This is a genomic window from Actinorhabdospora filicis, from assembly GCF_030269765.1.
GTDB classification, from domain to species: Bacteria; Actinomycetota; Actinomycetes; order Mycobacteriales; family Micromonosporaceae; genus Actinorhabdospora; species Actinorhabdospora filicis.
This window is the reverse complement of record NZ_BSTX01000001.1, coordinates 170,406-188,785: the sequence shown is the minus strand read 5'-3', so window position 1 is coordinate 188,785 and position 18,380 is coordinate 170,406. Positions and strand designations below refer to the sequence as shown.

Annotated in this window: 18 protein-coding genes; all 18 read left to right on the top strand. The window is 72.2% G+C overall.

The annotated features are described in order from the left end of the window. Nucleotides 1-67 precede the first annotated feature (67 nt). The 18 genes from QSK10_RS00935 (at nucleotide 68) to QSK10_RS00850 (ending at nucleotide 18,159) form a co-directional block, all read left to right on the top strand. On the top strand, nucleotides 68-1,561 hold the full coding sequence (locus QSK10_RS00935) for a UDP-N-acetylmuramoyl-L-alanyl-D-glutamate--2,6-diaminopimelate ligase (RefSeq protein WP_349497666.1): 1,494 nt from the start codon (nucleotides 68-70) through the stop codon (nucleotides 1,559-1,561). Further along, complete coding sequence (locus tag QSK10_RS00930) at nucleotides 1,558-2,949, top strand: UDP-N-acetylmuramoyl-tripeptide--D-alanyl-D-alanine ligase (protein ID WP_285660612.1); 1,392 nt, start codon at nucleotides 1,558-1,560, stop codon at nucleotides 2,947-2,949. The genes QSK10_RS00935 and QSK10_RS00930 overlap by 4 nt, the downstream gene beginning before the upstream one ends. Beyond that, nucleotides 2,946-4,046, top strand: a complete 1,101-nt coding sequence (mraY, locus tag QSK10_RS00925) for a phospho-N-acetylmuramoyl-pentapeptide-transferase (RefSeq protein ID WP_285660611.1) — start codon at nucleotides 2,946-2,948, stop codon at nucleotides 4,044-4,046. Before QSK10_RS00930 ends, mraY begins: the two co-directional genes overlap by 4 nt. After that, complete coding sequence (gene murD, locus QSK10_RS00920; protein ID WP_285660610.1) at nucleotides 4,047-5,390, top strand: UDP-N-acetylmuramoyl-L-alanine--D-glutamate ligase; 1,344 nt, start codon at nucleotides 4,047-4,049, stop codon at nucleotides 5,388-5,390. Then, nucleotides 5,387-6,664: a putative lipid II flippase FtsW gene (gene ftsW / locus QSK10_RS00915; protein ID WP_285660609.1), complete on the top strand. Its 1,278-nt coding sequence runs from the start codon at nucleotides 5,387-5,389 to the stop codon at nucleotides 6,662-6,664. Before murD ends, ftsW begins: the two co-directional genes overlap by 4 nt. Further along, on the top strand, nucleotides 6,661-7,773 hold the full coding sequence (locus QSK10_RS00910; protein WP_285660608.1) for a UDP-N-acetylglucosamine--N-acetylmuramyl-(pentapeptide) pyrophosphoryl-undecaprenol N-acetylglucosamine transferase: 1,113 nt from the start codon (nucleotides 6,661-6,663) through the stop codon (nucleotides 7,771-7,773). Before ftsW ends, QSK10_RS00910 begins: the two co-directional genes overlap by 4 nt. Next, nucleotides 7,770-9,188: a UDP-N-acetylmuramate--L-alanine ligase gene (gene murC, locus QSK10_RS00905; RefSeq protein WP_285660607.1), complete on the top strand. Its 1,419-nt coding sequence runs from the start codon at nucleotides 7,770-7,772 to the stop codon at nucleotides 9,186-9,188. The genes QSK10_RS00910 and murC overlap by 4 nt, the downstream gene beginning before the upstream one ends. A gap of 57 nt (nucleotides 9,189-9,245) precedes the next feature. Beyond that, nucleotides 9,246-9,962 carry a cell division protein FtsQ/DivIB gene (locus tag QSK10_RS00900; RefSeq protein WP_285660606.1) on the top strand — a complete coding sequence of 239 codons (717 nt, stop codon included), beginning with the start codon at nucleotides 9,246-9,248 and terminating at the stop codon, nucleotides 9,960-9,962. Nucleotides 9,963-10,131: 169 nt separating this feature from the next. Next, nucleotides 10,132-11,226 carry a cell division protein FtsZ gene (gene ftsZ / locus QSK10_RS00895; RefSeq protein ID WP_285660605.1) on the top strand — a complete coding sequence of 365 codons (1,095 nt, stop codon included), beginning with the start codon at nucleotides 10,132-10,134 and terminating at the stop codon, nucleotides 11,224-11,226. An 82-nt stretch (nucleotides 11,227-11,308) separates the two neighbouring features. Continuing rightward, nucleotides 11,309-12,058, top strand: coding sequence for a YggS family pyridoxal phosphate-dependent enzyme (locus QSK10_RS00890; protein WP_285660604.1), 750 nt, complete (start codon nucleotides 11,309-11,311; stop codon nucleotides 12,056-12,058). Between the two features lie 151 nt (nucleotides 12,059-12,209). Next, nucleotides 12,210-12,791 carry a cell division protein SepF gene (locus tag QSK10_RS00885; RefSeq protein WP_285660603.1) on the top strand — a complete coding sequence of 194 codons (582 nt, stop codon included), beginning with the start codon at nucleotides 12,210-12,212 and terminating at the stop codon, nucleotides 12,789-12,791. Nucleotides 12,792-12,811: 20 nt separating this feature from the next. Continuing rightward, nucleotides 12,812-13,117 (top strand): YggT family protein, encoded by a 306-nt coding sequence (locus QSK10_RS00880; protein WP_285660602.1) that lies wholly within the window; start codon nucleotides 12,812-12,814, stop codon nucleotides 13,115-13,117. A gap of 69 nt (nucleotides 13,118-13,186) precedes the next feature. After that, the gene (locus tag QSK10_RS00875; protein ID WP_285660601.1) at nucleotides 13,187-13,966 is read left to right on the top strand and encodes a DivIVA domain-containing protein; all 780 of its coding nucleotides are present in this window, start codon (nucleotides 13,187-13,189) and stop codon (nucleotides 13,964-13,966) included. A gap of 127 nt (nucleotides 13,967-14,093) precedes the next feature. Next, nucleotides 14,094-14,729, top strand: a complete 636-nt coding sequence (locus tag QSK10_RS00870) for a hypothetical protein (protein ID WP_285660600.1) — start codon at nucleotides 14,094-14,096, stop codon at nucleotides 14,727-14,729. A 470-nt stretch (nucleotides 14,730-15,199) separates the two neighbouring features. Further along, a complete protein-coding gene (locus tag QSK10_RS00865; RefSeq protein ID WP_285660599.1) occupies nucleotides 15,200-15,652 on the top strand; it encodes a TraR/DksA family transcriptional regulator in 453 nt (150 codons plus the stop codon). A 37-nt stretch (nucleotides 15,653-15,689) separates the two neighbouring features. After that, nucleotides 15,690-16,364 (top strand): signal peptidase II, encoded by a 675-nt coding sequence (gene lspA, locus QSK10_RS00860; RefSeq protein ID WP_285660598.1) that lies wholly within the window; start codon nucleotides 15,690-15,692, stop codon nucleotides 16,362-16,364. Beyond that, nucleotides 16,361-17,287 (top strand): RluA family pseudouridine synthase, encoded by a 927-nt coding sequence (locus tag QSK10_RS00855; RefSeq protein ID WP_285660597.1) that lies wholly within the window; start codon nucleotides 16,361-16,363, stop codon nucleotides 17,285-17,287. The genes lspA and QSK10_RS00855 overlap by 4 nt, the downstream gene beginning before the upstream one ends. 23 nt (nucleotides 17,288-17,310) lie before the next feature. Continuing rightward, nucleotides 17,311-18,159 carry a hypothetical protein gene (locus tag QSK10_RS00850; protein WP_285660596.1) on the top strand — a complete coding sequence of 283 codons (849 nt, stop codon included), beginning with the start codon at nucleotides 17,311-17,313 and terminating at the stop codon, nucleotides 18,157-18,159. The last annotated feature ends 221 nt before the right edge of the window (nucleotides 18,160-18,380 follow it).

Sequence of the window (18,380 nt, the reverse complement as noted above, 5' to 3'; positions counted from 1 at the left end):
GGCGAATTCGGGCGCGCGCGGGCGGGGTGACGCCGGTTCCGGGCGTGTGGAGAGGTAGGGTCCTGACGTGTCTGGCTACCCTCGACCCCGTTCTGTGGCGGCTCGTCCGCTAAGCGAACTCGCCGCCGGTTTGTCGGTTTCAGGAAGCGCCGTCGTCTCCGGAGACGCCGACGTCACCGGAGTCACCCTCGCCTCGCAGGAGGTGCGGCCGGGCGACCTGTACGCGGCCCTGCCGGGCGCGCGGCGCCATGGGGCCGAGTTCATCGCCGCCGCGAAGGCCGCCGGAGCCGTCGCCGTCCTCACCGACGAGCGCGGCGGCGAGGAGGCGGCCCGGGTGGGCCTGCCCGCGATCGTGGTCCCCGACCCGCGCGGCGTCCTCGGGGGAGTCGCGGCCACCGTCTACGGCAACCCCACCGAGCGGCTGCGCGTCATCGGCGTCACCGGCACCAACGGCAAGACCTCCACGGCCTACCTCATCGAGTCCGGGCTCATCGCCGCCGGGCGCGTCACCGGCATGATCGGGACGGTCGCCACCCGCGTCGGCGACGAGGTCCTGGCCAGCGTGCGCACCACGCCCGAGGCGCCCGACCTGCAGGGCCTGTTCGCCTACGCGCTGGAGCGCGGCGTCACCGACGTGGTCATGGAGGTCTCCAGCCACGCCCTGGCGCAGGGCCGCGTGGACGGCACGACCTTCGCCGTCGGCGGGTTCACCATGTTCGGCGTGGACCACCTGGACTTCCACGACGGCATGGACGAGTACTTCGCGGCCAAGGCGATGCTGTTCGACGGCCGCTGCCGCGCCGAGGTCGTCAACGCCGACGACGAGTGGGCGCGCCGCCTGCTCAAGCCGTCCACCGTCACCTACTCGATGCTGGACGCCGGGGCGGCCTGGTTCGCCGCCGGCGTGCTCGGCGAGGGCTTCGACCAGACCTTCACCGTGCGCGGCCCCGGCCTGGAGCTGCCCGGCGCGGTCCGGCTGCCCGGCCGCCACAACGTGGCCAACGCGCTGCTGGCGATCGCGGCCCTGACCGAGGTCGGCGTCGACCCGGCGGTGGCGGTCGCGGGCGTCGCGGCCTGCCCGGGCGTGCCCGGGCGGATGGAGAAGGTCGGCGACGGGCGCGTGCTCGGCGTCGTCGACTACGCACACAAGCCGGACGCCATCGTCGCCGTCCTGGCCGCCCTGCGTGACATCACCCCCGGCCGCCTCATCGCCGTGATCGGCGCCGGCGGCGACCGGGACCAGGGCAAGCGCGTCCTGATGGGCGAGGCCGCCGCGCGCGGCGCGGACCTGGTGATCGTCACCGACGACAACCCCCGCACCGAGGACCCGGCGAGCATCCGCGCGATGGTCATCGACGGCGTCACCGCCGCCGACGGCGGCCAGTACGCCGAGCTCGGCGGACGGGCCGAGGCGATCGCCGAGGCCGTGTCGCGGGCGCGGGCGGGCGACACCGTCGCCGTGCTGGGCAAGGGACACGAGCAGGGACAGGAAATCGACGGCCGGGTGGTCCCCTTCGACGACCGCCTGGTCCTCGGCGCCGCATTGGAGGCCGCGAAATGATCCCGATGACGCTTGGTGAGATCGCCGAGGCGGTGGGCGGGGACCTGCTGGAGGCCGACCCGGCCGCGGTGGTGACCGGTTCCGTCGAGCACGACTCCCGCAAGATCGGCCCGGGCGGGCTGTTCATCGCCATCGCCGGGTACCGCTCCGACGGGCACGACTACGCGGAGAAGGTCGTCGCCGCCGGGGCGGCTGCGGTGCTGGGCACCAAGGTCGTGCCGGGCGTCCCGATGATCGTCGTGCACGACCACCTGGAGGCCATCGGGCGCCTGGCGCGGGCCGTGGTGGACCGCCTGCCGGGCCTGACCGTGGTGTCGGTGACCGGTTCGCAGGGCAAGACGTCCACGAAGGACCTCATCGCGCAGCTGTGCGCGCGGCTGGGCCCGACGGTGGCCAACGAGGGCAACCTGAACAACGAGCTCGGGCACCCCTACACCGTCCTGCGGGTCGACGAGAAGACCCGCTTCCTGGTCGCCGAGTCCAGCGCGCGCGCCATCGGCGACATCGCCTACCTCAGCCGCATCGCCCCGCCGCGCGTGGCGGCGGTGCTGAACGTCGGCCTGGCGCACATGGGCACCTTCGGGTCCCTGGAGAACATCGCCGTCGCCAAGGGCGAGCTGATCGAGGCCCTGCCCGCCGAAGGCCTGGCGGTCCTGAACGCCGACGACGCCCGGGTGGCGGCCATGGCGCCGCGCACGAAGGCGCGGGTGCGGACGGTGGGCCTGTCGGAGGGCGCCGACCTGCGCGCCGTCGGCGTCTCGATGGACGAGCACGGCCGGGCGAGCTTCACCCTCACCGGCGCCGAGGGTGCCGTCCCGGTGACCCTGGGCCTGCACGGCGCCCACATGATCGGCAACGCCCTCAGCGCCGCCGCGATCGCCCTGGAGCTCGGGATGCCCTTCGCGGACCTGCCCGAGGCCCTCGGCGCGCTGCGGATCGCCTCCGAGCGGCGCATGGACGTGTTCACCCGCGCCGACGGCGTCACCGTCATCGACGACTCCTACAACGCCAATCCCGAGTCGATGGCCGCCGCGATCCGCGCGCTCGGCCAGATCGGCGAGGGCCGCCGCCGCGTCGCCGTGCTGGGCTACATGGCCGAGCTGGCCGGCTCCGAGCGCGAATCCCACGAGCGGATCGGCAACCTCGCGGCCGAGGCGGGCGTGTCCCTGCTGATCTCGGTGGAGGAAATCGCCGCGCCGATCACCGACGCGGCCGCCGCCCGGGGCGTCGACGCGGTCAACGTCCCCGACCAGCCGGCGGCCGTGGAGAGACTGACCGGCGCGCTTCGGCCCGGCGACGTCGTCCTGGTCAAGGGTTCCCGCTACCGTACGTGGGTCGTCGCCGACGCGCTGCGCGACGATGAAGCTTCCCGGGCGGAGGTCGTGTGAGATCGGTAATCGTCGCGGCGTTCGTCGCGTTCGCGGTGTCGCTGTTCGGCACGCCACTGGCCATCAAGGGTTTCACGCGCCTGAAGGCCGGGCAGCCGATCCGCACCGACGGGCCGCAGGCGCACCTGGCGAAGAAGGGCACGCCGACCATGGGCGGCGTGGTGTTCATCCTCGCCACGATCATCGCCTACGTCGTGGGGCACCTGATCCTGCTGACGCTGCCCGACAGCCCCGGCCGCCCGCGCGGGTACACCCTCACCGGGGTCGTGCTCCTCGGGCTGCTGTTCTTCATGGGCCTGGTCGGGTTCCTCGACGACTACCTGAAGGTCCGCCGCCGCAACAGCGGCGGCCTCAACAAGCGCGGCAAGGTCATCGGGCAGCTGATCGTCGGCGCCGTCTTCGGCTACCTGGCGATCTACTTCCCCAGCGACGTCAAGCCCTTCACCACCGTGGGCAGCCACTTCATGTCCTTCGTGCGGGACATGCCCTACCTGGACCTGACGAAGATCGGCGCGGTCGTGCTGTTCACCTTCGTCATCATCGCCACGTCCAACGGCGTGAACCTCACCGACGGCCTCGACGGGCTCGCCACCGGCGCGTCCATCATGGTCCTCACCGCCTACGCGGTGATCGCGTTCTGGCAGTACCGGCACTGGTGCGGCGACCCCGGCACCAGCGTGTACTGCTACGAGGTCCGCGACCCGCTGGAGATCGCCCTGATCGCCGGAGCCGCCGCGGGGGCGTGCTTCGGGTTCCTGTGGTGGAACGCCTCACCGGCGCGCATCTTCATGGGCGACACCGGCGCGCTCGGGCTCGGCGGCCTCATCGGCGGCCTGGCCCTGACCACGAAGACGATCCTGCTGCTGCCGGTCATCGGCCTGCTGTTCGTCATCATCACCATGTCGGTGATCATCCAGATCATCTCCTTCAAGACCACCGGGCGGCGCGTGTTCCGCATGGCGCCCCTCCAGCACCACTTCGAACTGGCGGGCTGGACCGAGGTCAACATCGTGATCCGCTTCTGGATCATCGCGGGGATCGGTGTGGCCATCGGCCTGGGACTCTTCTACGCGGACTTCTTGAGGGTGGTTGGTTAAGTGAAGGCACTCGTCGCGGGCACCGGCGTGGCCGGTGAGGCCAGCGCGCGCGTCCTGATCGAGCGCGGGGCGGACGTCACCGTCTACGACCGGGGACCGGGGGAGACCCTGGACGCCCTCGCCGCGCTCGGCGCCCGGATCGTCACCGGCGAGGAGCCGCCCCTGGCGGTCCTCGACGAGGTCACCGACGTCGTCCTGTCGCCCGGCTTCGCCCCGCACCACCCCCTCGCCGAGGCCGCCGTGGCGCGCGGCCTCGACGTCTACTCCGAACCGGAGCTGGCCTGGCGCATCCGGCCCGAGGGCGGCGCCCCGTGGCTGGCGCTGACCGGCACCAACGGCAAGACCACCACCGTGACGATGCTGCGCGACATCCTCGCCGCCGCCGGGCTGTGCACCGCCGCGCTCGGCAACTTCGGCGTCCCCCTGGTCACCGCGGTGAGCGCCGGGTACGACGTGCTCGCCGTCGAGCTGTCCAGCTTCCAGCTGCACTGGTCGCGCGAGCTGGCCCCCCACGCCGGGGCGCTGCTGAACTTCGCCGAGGACCACCTGGAGTGGCACGGCTCCCTGGACGCCTACGGCGAGGCCAAGACGCGCGTCTGGCGCTCCGGGGTCTGCGTCGGCAACCTCGACGACGACTGGACGGCCGCCGCGCTCAAGGACGCCCACGGCCTGCACGTCGGGTTCACCCTCGCCCCGCCGCCGCCCGGGTCCTTCGGCCTGGACGGCGACGTCCTCGTGGACAACACCTCCGGCGAGGGCGTGGAGCTGTGCCGGGTGGGCGACCTGACCGTCCCCGGCCGCCACAACATCGCCAACGCGCTCGCGGCCGCCGCGCTCGCGCGGCTGCACGGCGTCAAGCCCGCCGCGGTCGCCGCCGGGCTGCGCGGCTACCGGCCCGAACCGCACCGCATCGCGCACGTGGCGACCGTCGGCGGCGTCGAGTACGTCGACGACAGCAAGGCCACCAGCCCGCATGCGGCGAACGTGTCCCTGGCGGCCTACGACGGGATCGTGTGGATCGCCGGGGGCCAGCTCAAGGGCGTCTCCGTGGACGACCTGGTCGCCGCGCACGCGCACCGGCTGCGCGGGGCGGTCCTGCTGGGCGTGGACCGCGCCGAGCTGGCCGCGGCCCTGGCCAAGCACGCGCCGGACGTCCCGGTCGCCGACATCGCCGACACCGCGCCGGAGGCCGCGATGGCCGAGGCGGTCGCCGCCGCCGCGCGCATGGCCCGCGAGGGCGACACGGTGCTGCTGGCGCCGGTGGGGGCGTCCAAGGACATGTACACCGGCTACCCGCATCGCGGGCGCGCGTTCGCCGCGGCGGTGGCGGGCCTGGCGGCATGAGCCGGCGGTCGCAGCCCATCGGCGCGCAGCCCCTGGCGGCCTTCCGCGGCCTGCTCGACCGTCCCCTCGCCTCCTACTTCCTGCTGCTGTCCTCGGCGGGGCTGCTGATCGTCATCGGCCTGGTGATGGTGTTCTCGGCGACCATGGTCGAGGCCTACGCCGAGGCCGGGAGCTCCTTCGCGGCGATCACCAAGCAGGCGAGCTGGGCGGTGGTGGGCCTGCTCGGCTTCTGGTTCGCCCAGCGGCTGCCCGCCCGCACCTACCGGGGCGTGGGCAAGCCGCTGCTGGTGGTCTCGGCGGTCCTGCTGGCGGTCCTGGTGGTCTTCCCGTACGTGCAGGCCGGGCCGTTCCGCACCGACGAGCTGTGGATCTTCCTGGGCCCCATGCAGGTCCAGCCCTCCGAGATGGCCAAGTTCGCGCTCCTGCTGTGGGGCGCGGCGGTCCTGGCCCGCAAGGGGCCCAAGATCGCGCTGTGGAAGGAACTGGCCGTGCCGCTGTTCCCGACCACCGCGATCATCCTGGTCCTGGTCGGCTTCCGCGACCTGGGCACCATGCTGATCATGCTGACCATGTTCATGGGCCTGCTGTGGACGGCCGGGGTGCGGCTGCGGCTGCTGGGCGGGATGCTCTCGGTCGGCTTCGTCGGCGCGATGGTCCTGGTCGTCATGGCCAGTCACCGCATGGAGCGGTTCGTCTCCTTCCAGCATCCCGAGAACTACGCCAGCGGCTGGGGCTACCAGGCGATCCAGGGCTACTACGCCATCGCCGACGGCGGCTGGTTCGGCGTCGGGCTCGGCGAGAGCAAGCAGAAGTGGGAGTGGCTTCCCAACGGCCACAACGACTTCATCTTCGCCCTCATCGCCGAGGAGCTCGGCCTGGTGGGCTGCGCGGTCATCCTCGCGCTGTTCGCCGTCCTCACCTACGCCGGCCTGCGCATCGCCCGCCGCGTGGACGACCCGTTCCGCCGCCTCGTGGCCGCCGGGGCGACGTTCTGGCTGGCGGGGCAGGCCGTGATCAACATCGGCGGCGTCGTCGGGCTCATCCCCATCACCGGCGTACCCCTGCCGCTGATCTCCGACGGCGGGTCCGCGCTCGTCGTCACCCTCGTGCTGCTGGGCATGCTCGCGTCCTTCGCGCGGGCCGAACCCGAGGCCGCACGCGCCCTGCGCGCCCGCAACTCCGGCAAGTGGGTGCGCGTACTCTGGGCCCCTCTCCCGCCGCTGCAACGCGGTGGTGACCGGACCCCCGACCCATCGAGGAGCACACACCGATGACGCCGATCCGATCCGTGGTCCTGGCCGGAGGAGGCACGGGAGGGCACATCTACCCCCTCCTCGCCTTCGCCGACTGCCTGCGGCGGCACGACCCCTCCATCCGGATCACCTGCGTCGGTACCCCCAAGGGACTGGAAGCCGACATCATCCCCAAGCACGGCTACGACCTGCGGATGGTGCCCGCGCACCAGCTGTCGCGCAAGATCAACAAGGATCTGCTGCTGACGCTGCCGCGCATGGCCAAGGCCAAGAAGGTCACCCGGGAGCTGCTGGACGAGGTCGCCGCCGACGTGGTCGTCGGCTTCGGCGGATACGTGTCGGTGCCCGCCTACCAGGCCGCCCACGCCCGCAAGACCCCGATGGTGATCTTCGAGTTCAACGACCCCATCGGCTACGCCAACAAGCTCGCCATGCGCTACAGCTCCAACGTGGCCGTCGGCTTCGCGCACCTCGTCAAGACCGTCCCGGGCCTGGCCGAGGGGACCGTCACCGGCGTCCCGCTGCGCCGCGAGATCTCCACCCTGGACCGCGCCGCGCAGCGCGAGGCCGCCCGCGCCCACTTCGGGCTCGACCCCTACCGGCCGACCCTGTTCGTCTTCGGCGCCTCCCAGGGCGCCCGCTCCATCAACAACGCCGTCCTGGGCGCCGCGCGCGGCCTCACCGACGCCGGGATCCAGGTCCTGCACGTCATCGGCGCCCGCCGCGACGACCCCGTCGAGGTCCCCGCCGGGCTGAACGCGCCCTACGTGACCCTGCCGTTCCTGTCCGAGATGCACCTCGGCTACGCCGCCGCCGACCTGGTCCTGTGCCGGGGCGGCGCGATGACGGTCGCCGAGGTCTCCGCCGTCGGGCTGCCCGCCGCCTACGTCCCGCTCCCGTGGGGCAACAAGGAGCAGTACCGCAACGTCCGGCCCGTCACCGACATCGGCGGCGGCCTCGTCGTCGACGACGAGAACCTGTCCCCGGACTTCGTGATGCGCGAACTGGCCCCCCTGCTGCTGGACGGCGACCGCCTCGCCCGCATGGGCGCCGTCGCCCGCTCCGTCGGCCGCACCGACGGCGACGAGGCCCTGCGCGCCTTCACCTACGCGGCGGTGTCCGGCCGATGAGCGAGAACCTCCACTCCCCGATCGACGACGGCGTCACCGCCGAGGACCTCGGGCACGTCCTGTTCATCGGCGTCGGCGGCGTCGGCCTGTCCGGCCTCGCCCGCCTCTACGCCACCCGCGGCCTGCCGGTCTCCGGCAGCGAGCTGCACGACTGGCCGTCCCTGCCCGAGATCGCCTCCCTGGGCGCGACGATCTTCCGCGAGCACCGCCCGGAGAACCTCGACGGCGTCGACACCGTCGTCGTCTCCACCGCCACGCCCAAGGACAACGTCGAGCTCGTCGAGGCCACCCGCCGCGGCCTGCGGATCATGCACCGCTCCGAGGCCCTGGCCGCCGCCACCACCGGCCGCCGCGCCATCGTGGTCTCCGGAACCCACGGCAAGACCACCACCACCGCGATGATCACCGAGATCCTCGCCAAGAGCGGCCTCGACCCGTCCTATGTGAACGGCGGCGAGCCCACCGTCGACGGCGCCAGCGGACGCCACGGCGACGGCGACCTCTTCGTGCTGGAGGCCGACGAGAGCGACCGGTCCTTCCTGCGCTACCGGCCCTGGGTCTCCATCGTCACCAACATCGACGTCGACCACCTCAACACCTACGGCGACATCGACACCCTCGAAGCCGGGTTCGAGACCTTCTGCCGCAACACCGCCGCCGACGGCCAGGTCATCCTCTGCGCCGACGACGAGCGGACCCGCCGCATCGGGGAGCACCTGCGCGCCGACGGCCGCGACGTGGCCACCTACGGCACCGCCGAGGACGCCACCCTGCGGGTGAGCGACCTGGTGTCCACCTCGGACGGCGTCACCTACCGCGCCACCCACGAGGGCCGCGACATCGGCGCGTTCAGCGTCCCGTTCCCCGGCGCGCACCTCGGCCTCAACAGCGCCGCCGCCGTGCTCGCCGCGCTGCGCGCGGGCCTGGCGCCCGACGCGATCCGCGCCGCGCTCGCCGCCTTCTCCGGCGTCCGCCGCCGCTTCGAGCTGCGCGGCACCGCCAGTGGCGTGCGCGTCTACGACGAGTACGCCTACCACCCCACCGCGATCCGCTCGGCGCTGTCCACACTGGCCGGGATCCGCGGCGAGGGCCGCCTCATCGTGGTCTTCCAGCCCTACCGGGTCTACCGGACCCGCGACCTGCGCGCCGAGATCGCCCAGGCCCTCGCCATCGCCGACGAGGCGGTGATCATGGAGGTCTTCGGTCCCGGCGAGGCCCTGGAGCCCGGACAGGGCGGCGAGGCCCTCACCGCGGCCGTCCCGCTCCCCGGGGCCCACAAGATCTTTGTGGAATCGTGGGGCGACGTGCCCGCCGAGGTCGTGGCGCGCGCCGAGCCCGGCGACCTCGTCGTCACCATGGGCGCCCCGCCGGTCCAGCTCATGCCCGACGACCTGCTCACCGCGCTGGGCAAGTAGACGAGGAACACGGCGGCCCCGGCCGCCGTGTTTAACCATTAAAAAAAAGGGGGAGCGATGCCGGGACGGCGTCTCGTCCAGGTCCTCAAGACCACGAAACTCCCCAGGCTCAGCCGGGGACTGCGCTTCGGCGTCCTCGCCGCCGTCCTGCTCGCCGGGATCGGCGCGTGGGTCGTCTACGGCTCCAGCGCCTTCGCCGTCACCGAGGTCCTCGTCCGCGGCGCGACCTTCGTCGACCCCGCCCAGATCCGGCAGGCCGCCGCGGTGGAGAACGGCGGCGCGCTCGCCGCGATCGACACCGACGCGATCGCCGGCCGCGTCGCGGCCGTGCCACCGGTCGCGCAGGTGCGGGTGTCCCGCGACTGGCCGCACACCGTGGTCGTGGAGATCACCGAGCGCACGCCGTTTATCGCCGTTCCGGCCGATGGGGCGGTGGCCCTCGTGGACAGTTCTGGAGTGGCGTACCGCACGGTGGAGGCGATTCCGGACGGGATTACGCGCGCCGAACTGCGCACGCCGGGCCCGGCCGACGCGGCCACAATGGGAGTCCTCAGTGTCCTGTCCGCACTGGACGGCGAGCTGAAAAGGGATCTGGAAACGATCGCGGCGCCCTCGCCTACCCGTATTGAGCTGCGGCTGCGCGGCGGGCGGACTATCTTCTGGGGTGACGCCACACAGAACGACGCCAAGTCCGATGTGGCCACCGTCCTGCTCGGACGGCCGGGGGACCACATCGACGTCAGTGCCCCCGGGGTGCCGACAGTCCGCGATTAGGGGAATATGTGCGAAGATCGGCGACACGCCGGGGCGCATCCGAGGCGGCCGGGGATCAGCATCATACTTTGCGGACAGGGCGGCTAAGGACGATGACCGCGCGATTCAAAGCTTGCGAGTCGAGCCCACCTCTCACCACCGGGCCGGCCAGGGGAAGGGAAGGCAACCGATGACACCTCCGCACAACTACCTCGCGGTGATCAAGGTCGTCGGCATCGGCGGCGGTGGGGTCAACGCGGTCAACCGCATGATCGAGGCCGGGCTCAAAGGCGTTGAGTTCATCGCCATCAACACCGACGCCCAGGCCCTCCTCATGAGCGACGCCGACGTCAAGCTCGACGTCGGCCGCGAGCTGACCCGCGGACTCGGCGCCGGCGCCAACCCCGAGGTCGGGCAGAAGGCCGCCGAGGACCACCGCGACGAGATCGAAGAGGTCCTCAAGGGCGCCGACATGGTCTTCGTGACCTGCGGCGAGGGCGGCGGAACGGGCACCGGCGGCGCGCCCGTCGTCGCCAACATCGCCCGCAAGCTCGGCGCGCTCACCATCGGCGTGGTCACGCGGCCGTTCTCCTTCGAGGGCAAGCGCCGCCAGACGCAGGCCGAGGACGGCATAGAGGCCCTCCGCAACGAGTGCGACACACTGATCGTCATCCCCAACGACCGTCTCCTGCAGATGGGCGACCGGGGCATCTCCATGATGGACGCCTTCCGGCTCGCCGACCAGGTGCTGCTCTCCGGTGTCCAGGGCATCACCGACCTGATCACCACCCCCGGCCTGATCAACCTCGACTTCGCCGACGTCAAGAGCGTCATGAGCGGCGCGGGCTCGGCCCTCATGGGCATCGGCTCCGCGCGCGGCGAGAGCCGCGCCGTCGAGGCCGCGCAGGCGGCGATCTCCAGCCCGCTGCTGGAGCAGAGCATGGACGGCGCCCGCGGCGTCCTGCTGTCCATCGCCGGTGGATCCGACCTGGGCCTGTTCGAGATCAACGACGCCGCCCAGCTCGTCACCGACGCCGCCCACCCCGACGCCAACATCATCTTCGGGGCCGTCATCGACGACGCCCTCGGCGACGAGGTGCGCGTGACGGTGATAGCGGCCGGATTCGACAGCGGCGAGCCGACCTACAAGCCGGTCGAGATCGCCCGCCCGATCCCGGCCGAGCCGGTCGCCCCGGTCGAGCCGGTGCGCCCGCACCCGCCGACGCAGAGCAAGGTTCTCTTCGACGACGTGGACGTGCCCGACTTCCTCAAGAACGGGGCCTGATACTTCGCGCCGGGCACCGGCGGCGGTCACCGCCGCCGGTGCTTCAATGGCGCGGCAGCATCACCGTTTCGAAGGAGCACCGATGAGCGGGCACATCCCGGCGGCAACGGCCGGCGAGCTCACCGCGTCCCCGGCCCGCCGGGCCGAACTGGCCGCGAACCTGGCCGAGGTGCGCGCCCGCATCGACGCCGCGTGCGCCGAGGCCGGACGCGAGCCCGGCGAGGTCCGCCTCGTCGCGGTCACCAAGACCTTCCCCGCCTCCGACGCCGCCGCCCTCGCCGGGCTCGGCCAGCTCGACCTCGGCGAGAACCGCGACCAGGAGGCCGCGCCCAAGGCCGCCGCGCTGCGCGCCGCCGGGATCGGCGCCACCTGGCACTACATCGGGCAGCTGCAACGCAACAAGGCCAAGTCGGTGGCCGCTTACGCCGGGCTCGTCCAGTCGGTGGACCGGCCGCAGCTCGTCAAGGCCCTCGCCGACGCCGCCGGGCGGCTCGGCCGCGAGCCCCTGGGCGTCCTGCTCCAGCTGAGCCTCGACGGCGACACCGAACGCGGGGGAGTCGCGGGGGCCGACCTCGATGCCCTTGTGGACAGTGTCACGTCCCGGCCCGAGCTGGCCCTGCGCGGCGTGATGGCCGTGGCGCCGCTGGGATGGGCGCCCGACAAGGCGTTCGAGCAGGTCGCGGCCCTCTCCGAGCGGGTCCGCCGCACCGTTCCCGAGGCCGTGGAGATCTCGGCCGGAATGAGCGGAGATTTCACCCGCGCGATCGTATTCGGCGCGACACTCGTACGGATCGGAGCAATACTGCTCGGATCCCGGTCTGATCTCGGGTAGCCTGGGGCGGCGAGGATCGAACTACACGGATGTCGTTCCCGGGCTCACCGGGGCGGCCACGTGACGCGGACGCCGGTGGGGCGCCGTGGTTTCCGGTCCCGCCGGGCCACCCGGCCCGGTACCACCGTGAGGCACGGGAGGGAGAGGTCCGATGGGCGCAATGCGCAAAGCCGGAGTCTGGCTCGGCCTCATCGAGGACGAGGACGACCGCCAGTACGCCGGAGAGCGTTACGACGACGACTTCGACGGCGAGGACGAGTTCGAGGAGCCCCCGGCGCGTCCGGCGGCCACCACCACGCCCCGCACCTCCCGCGTGCGCCGGATCGAACCGGTCCAGCGCAGCAACGTCCGCCCGCTCGCGCGCACCGGCGGCTCGGTGACCCCGCTGACGCGGGACAACCTGGCCCTCGCCCCGCAGATCCCGACGCCACCGGCGGCGGAGGAGGCGGCGAACGCCTACCGCATCACGACGCTCCACCCGACCACTTACAACGAGGCGCGCACTCTCGGCGAGTACTTCCGCGACGGTGTCCCGGTCATCATGAACCTGTCGGAGATGGACGAATCGGATGCCAAGCGCCTCGTGGACTTCGCGGCGGGCCTCGTGTTCGGACTCCGTGGTAGCTTCGAGCGCGTGACCAATCGCGTGTTCCTGCTCTCACCGGCCAATGTTCAGGTCACCGCCGAGGACAAGGCGAAGATCGCCGGGGGCGAGTTCTTCAACCAGAGCTGACGACGAGGGACGCCGCGTCCATGGGGATCTTCTGGCAGGTTGTCTACCTGTGTCTTTATTTCTTCCTGCTGTTGGTGTGGGCCAGATTCGGTGCCGAAATGGTGCTGGCCTACGCTCGCCGCTGGCATCCGGGACGCCGCGCGTCGGTGATTCTGGAACTCGTCTTTAGTCCCACGGACCCTCCCCTGAAAGTATTGCGGCGGGTGATTCCCCCGCTTCGGCTTGGTACCGTGTCCCTCGACCTCGCCGGGATGGCGTTGTTGCTGATCGTGTTCGTGCTGATGCAGTACGTCGTGCGGCCGCTGATGGTGGCGACTGCGGGGTGACCCCCCGCTCCAATGTCGACTCCGCGCGTGAGCATGCCGTCTTTTTTCGGCTGACCATAGGAGTGTTCGATGCCGCTGACCCCGGCCGACGTCCACAACGTCGCGTTCAAGAAACCCATGCTAGGCAAGCGAGGGTACGACGAGGATGACGTCGACACCTTCCTCGACGAGGTCGAGCGCGAGCTCGCCCGCCTGATCGAAGAGAACAGCGAGCTGCGTGCCCAGGTCGAGCGCCTGCGCGCCGGCGCGGGCCCCGGCGTGGCCGACACCGCCGAACTCGCCGGGCAGATGGAGCGCCTGCGCTCCGAGAAGGCCGCCGCCGAGAACGCGCTGCGCGCCGCCCAGGGCGAGATCGAGCAGCTGCGGGCCCAGGGCCCCGCCGCGGGCGGGAGCGCGGCGGACGCCGAGGCCGGCGAGCAGCAGGCCCTGCGCCTGCTCATGGTCGCCCAGCGCACCGCCGACGACCACGTCGACAGCGCGCGCCGCGAGGCCGACAAGGTCCTCGGTGAGGCCCGCGCGCAGTCCGAGGAGCTGGTCCGCGAGACCCGCGCCAAGGCCGAGAGCCTGGACCGCGAGGCCCGTCAGCGTCACCAGGAGGTCATGGGCACCCTGGAGACCAAGCGCGCCGCTCTGCAGAAGCACATCGAGGAGCTCAAGGCCTTCGAGCGCGAGTACCGCACCCGCCTGAAGGCGTACCTGGAGAGCCAGCTGCGCGACCTGACCGGCCGCGGCGACGGCATCATCGACGCCGAGGTCGGCGGCGGTCAGATCGAGGCGCGGCCGGTGTCCCCGGGCGCGACGGCGCTGACCGGTGCCTTCAACGGCGCGCGGGGCCTGGCGGGCGAATAGTCCGCCGCGTGTAGTTCAATGTGACGATGGTCATGTGTGGTGGATGTGTGGCGCGATGCGCGGGTACCGGGGGGTATCTCCGCGTCGCCGCCACCGCACACCCGTCGTCTCGTGAGGGGGGTACTCCATGATCGTCGGCAGTTTACTGATCCTGGTGGCCGCGGCCGGTCTTCTGGTCGCCGGTCTGATGAACGCCAACGACACTTTCCTGATCCTGTCGATCGTGGCGAGTGTCGTGGCGGGTGCGGGCCTGTTCTTCGGAGCGCGCGCCGCCGCGAGGTACGGCGACGAGGATGACGTCGCCGAGGCCGAGCGAGCGCCGCGCGTCCGGGAACCGGCCTTCCCGCCGCGGCGGCGCCTTGAGGCGCGCACGCCCGCGAAGGACGACTTCGACGGGGACGAGGCCGAGCCGGTGGCTCCGGTACAGCCATCGGCGGCCGAGCGCGAGGTCCTGCCCCCGGAGATCCGGCCCGAGCCGGAGCTGGAGCCGGAGGACGAGCCGGTGGAGATCGACCTGTCCGACGAGCCGGCCGAGCTGCCGGTGAGCCGGATCGACGCCACGCGCCTGGCGGGCCTGACCGTCCCGGTGCAGGTCGTCGACGGGCGACCCCGTTTCCACCTGGCCGGGTGCGTGCACCTGCTGGGCAAGGAGGACGAGGCCCTGCCGGTGAACGAGGCGGTCGAGCTGGGCTTCACGCCCTGCGCCCTGTGCGAGCCGACCGCCGAGGTCCTGGCCGACCTGGCCGTCCGCAGCGGGCACTGACCCTGCAAAGGGCACCGACCTCGCAACGGGCACTGACCCCGGAGGAACTGTCCTTTCGGGTGATTCGAGGTGTTCTGTCAGGGGCCGTGGCGCGCCGCCACGGCCCCTGACGGTACGTGGGGACCCTCACGCCGCGCCCCGGACGCTCCTTTGTGGATGGTTTCGGCGGGTGCCCTGAGCTGCGGTGACGTTCCCGGTGGCGACCGAGGAGATACGGCTCGTCGCGTCAGGTGATTGTGTCGCGGCGCATAGTGGGCGTATTATGTGTCCTTACGCGCGGCGGCTGCCGCGCTCTGTTTGTAAGCACTGCTTATACCTGCCGGGGGGCGGCCATGGGCGATCGGAAAACGGTGACGGCTACGCAGAAGAAGGCTGCGAGCTCGACCGCCGGTCGGCCAGCGGCGAAGAACACCGCCTCGGTTTCCAGGGCCGCCAAGGCCACCACCCCCACCCCTCCGGAGAGCGCCCCGATGCCGACGACGAAGGCGACCGGCGGAACGCCGGCCAAGAAGACCGCCGCGAAGAAGGCGGCCCCGAAGCCCACCGAGCAGGCGGCGGCGCGGTCCGCGGAAGAGGTCGAGCAGATCCGGGAGGCGCTCACCGAGCGGCTGGGTGAGCTGCGCGCCGACTACGACAAGACGGTCGCCGACATGAGCGAGCTGCAGCGCGACCGGCTCACCGACTCCGCCGGGGACGACCAGGCCGACACCGGCTCGAAGACCCTGGAGCGCGAGCAGGAGATCACCCTGGCCAACCAGATGCGCGAGCGCGTCCTCCAGGTCGAGCACGCCCTGGAGCGGCTGGAGGCCGGCAACTACGGGATGTGCGAGCGTTGCGGCAAGGCCATTCCGGCCGCGCGGCTGGCGGTCTTCCCGTCGGCTACCCTCTGCGTGGACTGCAAGCAGCTGGAGGAACGTCGTTGACCGTGCCCGGCGCGGCGTGGTGAGAGCCGCGCGGCCCGTGCGCGGTGGTCGGTCAGGAGGAGCGACGCTGAGTACGGGTGAGGCCGAGGGCATCGGCGAGAAGACCGTCGAGGACACCGCGGACGAGGGCGCCGCGGGTGAGACCGTCCCGGCGCGCGGCGCGCGGCGAGGCCGGATGGCCTTGCTGTTCGCGCTGGTCGGGCTGGGCGCGATCGGCCTGGACCTGCTGACGAAGACGATCACGGTGGCCACGCTGTCCGACCGGGAGCCGGTGAAGCTCCTCGGCGGCGCGGTCTACCTGACGCTGATCCGCAACGGCGGCGCGGCGTGGGGGATGGGCTCCGACTACACGTGGGTGATCTCCACCGTCGCGGTGATCGTGTCGGTCGCGATCGCCTGGTACGCCTTCGCGAAGGTCCGCTCGGCGGCCTGGGCGGTGGCGCTGGGGCTGGTGTTCGGCGGCGCGCTGGGCAACATCGTCGACCGGATCTTCCGGGACGGCAAGCCCTTCCACGGCCGCGTGGTGGACATGGTGAGCCTGTTCGACCCGTCCGGGCAGGTGTACCCGGTGTTCAACCTGGCCGACTCCGCCCTCGTGGTCGGGGTGTGCTTCGTGGTGTTCCTGGAGCTGACCGGCCGCCGTGCCGACGGCACGCGGGTGCGGGGCAAGGCGAAAGAAGAAGACGTAGAGAAGGAAGAACCCACTTCGTGAGTCAGCAGCGTTCCCTCCCGGTTCCCGACGGTCTCGACGGGACCCGTCTCGACCAGACCGTCTCGCGCCTGTTCGGGCTGTCGCGGACCGTCGCGGCCGATCTGATCGAGCAGGGCGACGTCCTGGTGGACGGCGCGGCGCGGGCGAAGTCGGAGAAGGTGAGCGGTGGTGCGTGGCTGGAGGTCACCCTCCCGCCCCCGCCCGGCGCGGCCGGGCCGGAGGAGCCGGTGGAGGTGGAGGGCCTGTCGGTCATCCACGCCGACGACGACATCGTGGTGATCGACAAGCCGGTCGGGGTGGCCGCGCATCCGAGCCCGGGCTGGTCGGGGCCGACGGTGACGGCGGGCGTGGCCGCGCTGGGGCACCGGCTCACCAGCCACGGTCCCGATGAGCGCCAGGGCATCGTGCACCGGCTGGACGTGGGCACCACGGGGATCATGGTCCTGGCCAAGAGCGAGCGCGCCTACTCGGCGCTGAAGCGCGCCTTCAAGGAGCGCACCGTCGAGAAGCGCTACCGCGCGATCGTCCAGGGGCACCCGGATCCGCTGCGGGGGACCATCGACGCGCCGATCGGGCGTCACCCCCACCACGACTACAAGTGGGCGGTGACGGCCGCGGGCAAGCCGAGCGTCACCCACTACGACACGCTTGAGGCGTTCCCGGCGGCGAGCCTGGTCGACATCAAGCTGGAGACGGGCCGCACCCATCAGATCCGGGTGCACTTCTCCACGCTGCGGCACCCCTGCGTGGGCGACCTGACCTACGGGGCCGACCCGACCCTGGCGGCGAAGCTGGACCTGACCCGCCAGTGGCTGCACGCCTACAGTCTGGCGTTCGAGCACCCCGATTCGGGACAATGGGTGGAGTTCCACTCCGACTACCCGGAGGACCTCGCCCACGCCCTGAGCGTGCTGCGGGGCTGAGCCGGAGGAAGGCACGGCCCGCGATGGGTTTGGGGGACCGCCTGCGCCGTCTCGACGGCCGGGTCCTGCCGCCGCTCGGCTCGGCCGCGCGGCGGCTTCGCGCCGGCGCCGGACGGCGCCGCGTCATCGCGTCCACCGGGATGGTGGGGGCGGCGATCCTGATCGTGCTGGCGGTGATCTGGACGGCCGGGCGCGGCGCGCGCCCGGTCGACGACTCCGGCTCGGTGGTGCGCGTCGGTGTCGAGCAGGGCGCCGACATCCCGTCTTATGTGGACGCCTCGGGCCGTGAGCTGACCGAGTTGGCGAAGGTGTCCCCGGCGCCGACGTGGGCGCTGGTGTCGCTGTCGGCCTATGCCTCGCCCGCCCAGGCCGCCGCGACCGCCGTGGGCGTGGAGGTCGCGCGGGTCTACGCGCGCGTCCCGCTGCCCCGGACGCAGACCGAGATCATCGCGATGGACATCGCCGCGCTGCCCGGCGGGCTCGACGCGGAGATGGAGCGCGCGGCCGTCCGCAAGGACGCCGACGCCGCCTCCTACGGCGCCCTCGCCGTGAAGCTGTCGGGGACCTCGGCGGAGGAGGCCGATCAGCGTGCCGTCTACGAGGGGGCGCGGGCGATGGCCGCCGCGGAGGCCGCCGCCTACCGCGCGCACTGCGCGTGCGCCTACGCCCTCGTCGTCCGGGCCGCCCCCGCCGAGCTGCTGGAGCTGGCCAAGCGGCCGTTCGTGCGGGCGGTGGACCCGGCGCCGGAGCTGACCCGCTTCGAGCGCTCGGTGTTCCTGCCGCCCCTGCCGGAGCAGGAGGGCGCCGCCGGTCCCGCCGACGGCGCGCTCTCGGCGCCCTCGCCGCCGGTCGGCACGCCTCCGGCGCGATGACGGCGTGAACACCCGCGAGGGTGGCGCGGAACACGCTCCGGAGCGCCAGACGGCGGGCCGCGCCCGTCCTCGCACCTCCCGGGGTGCACAATGCTCGCGCGCGCCCGGTGTCACGCGGAGAAACTCCCGCGAATCTTCCGGTGCGAACCGTGCGAAACCGCCCGGGCCCAGGTGCGCGCCGGGCATCGGGATCCGTAGCCTTGGTGAGTACGTGGAAGCAG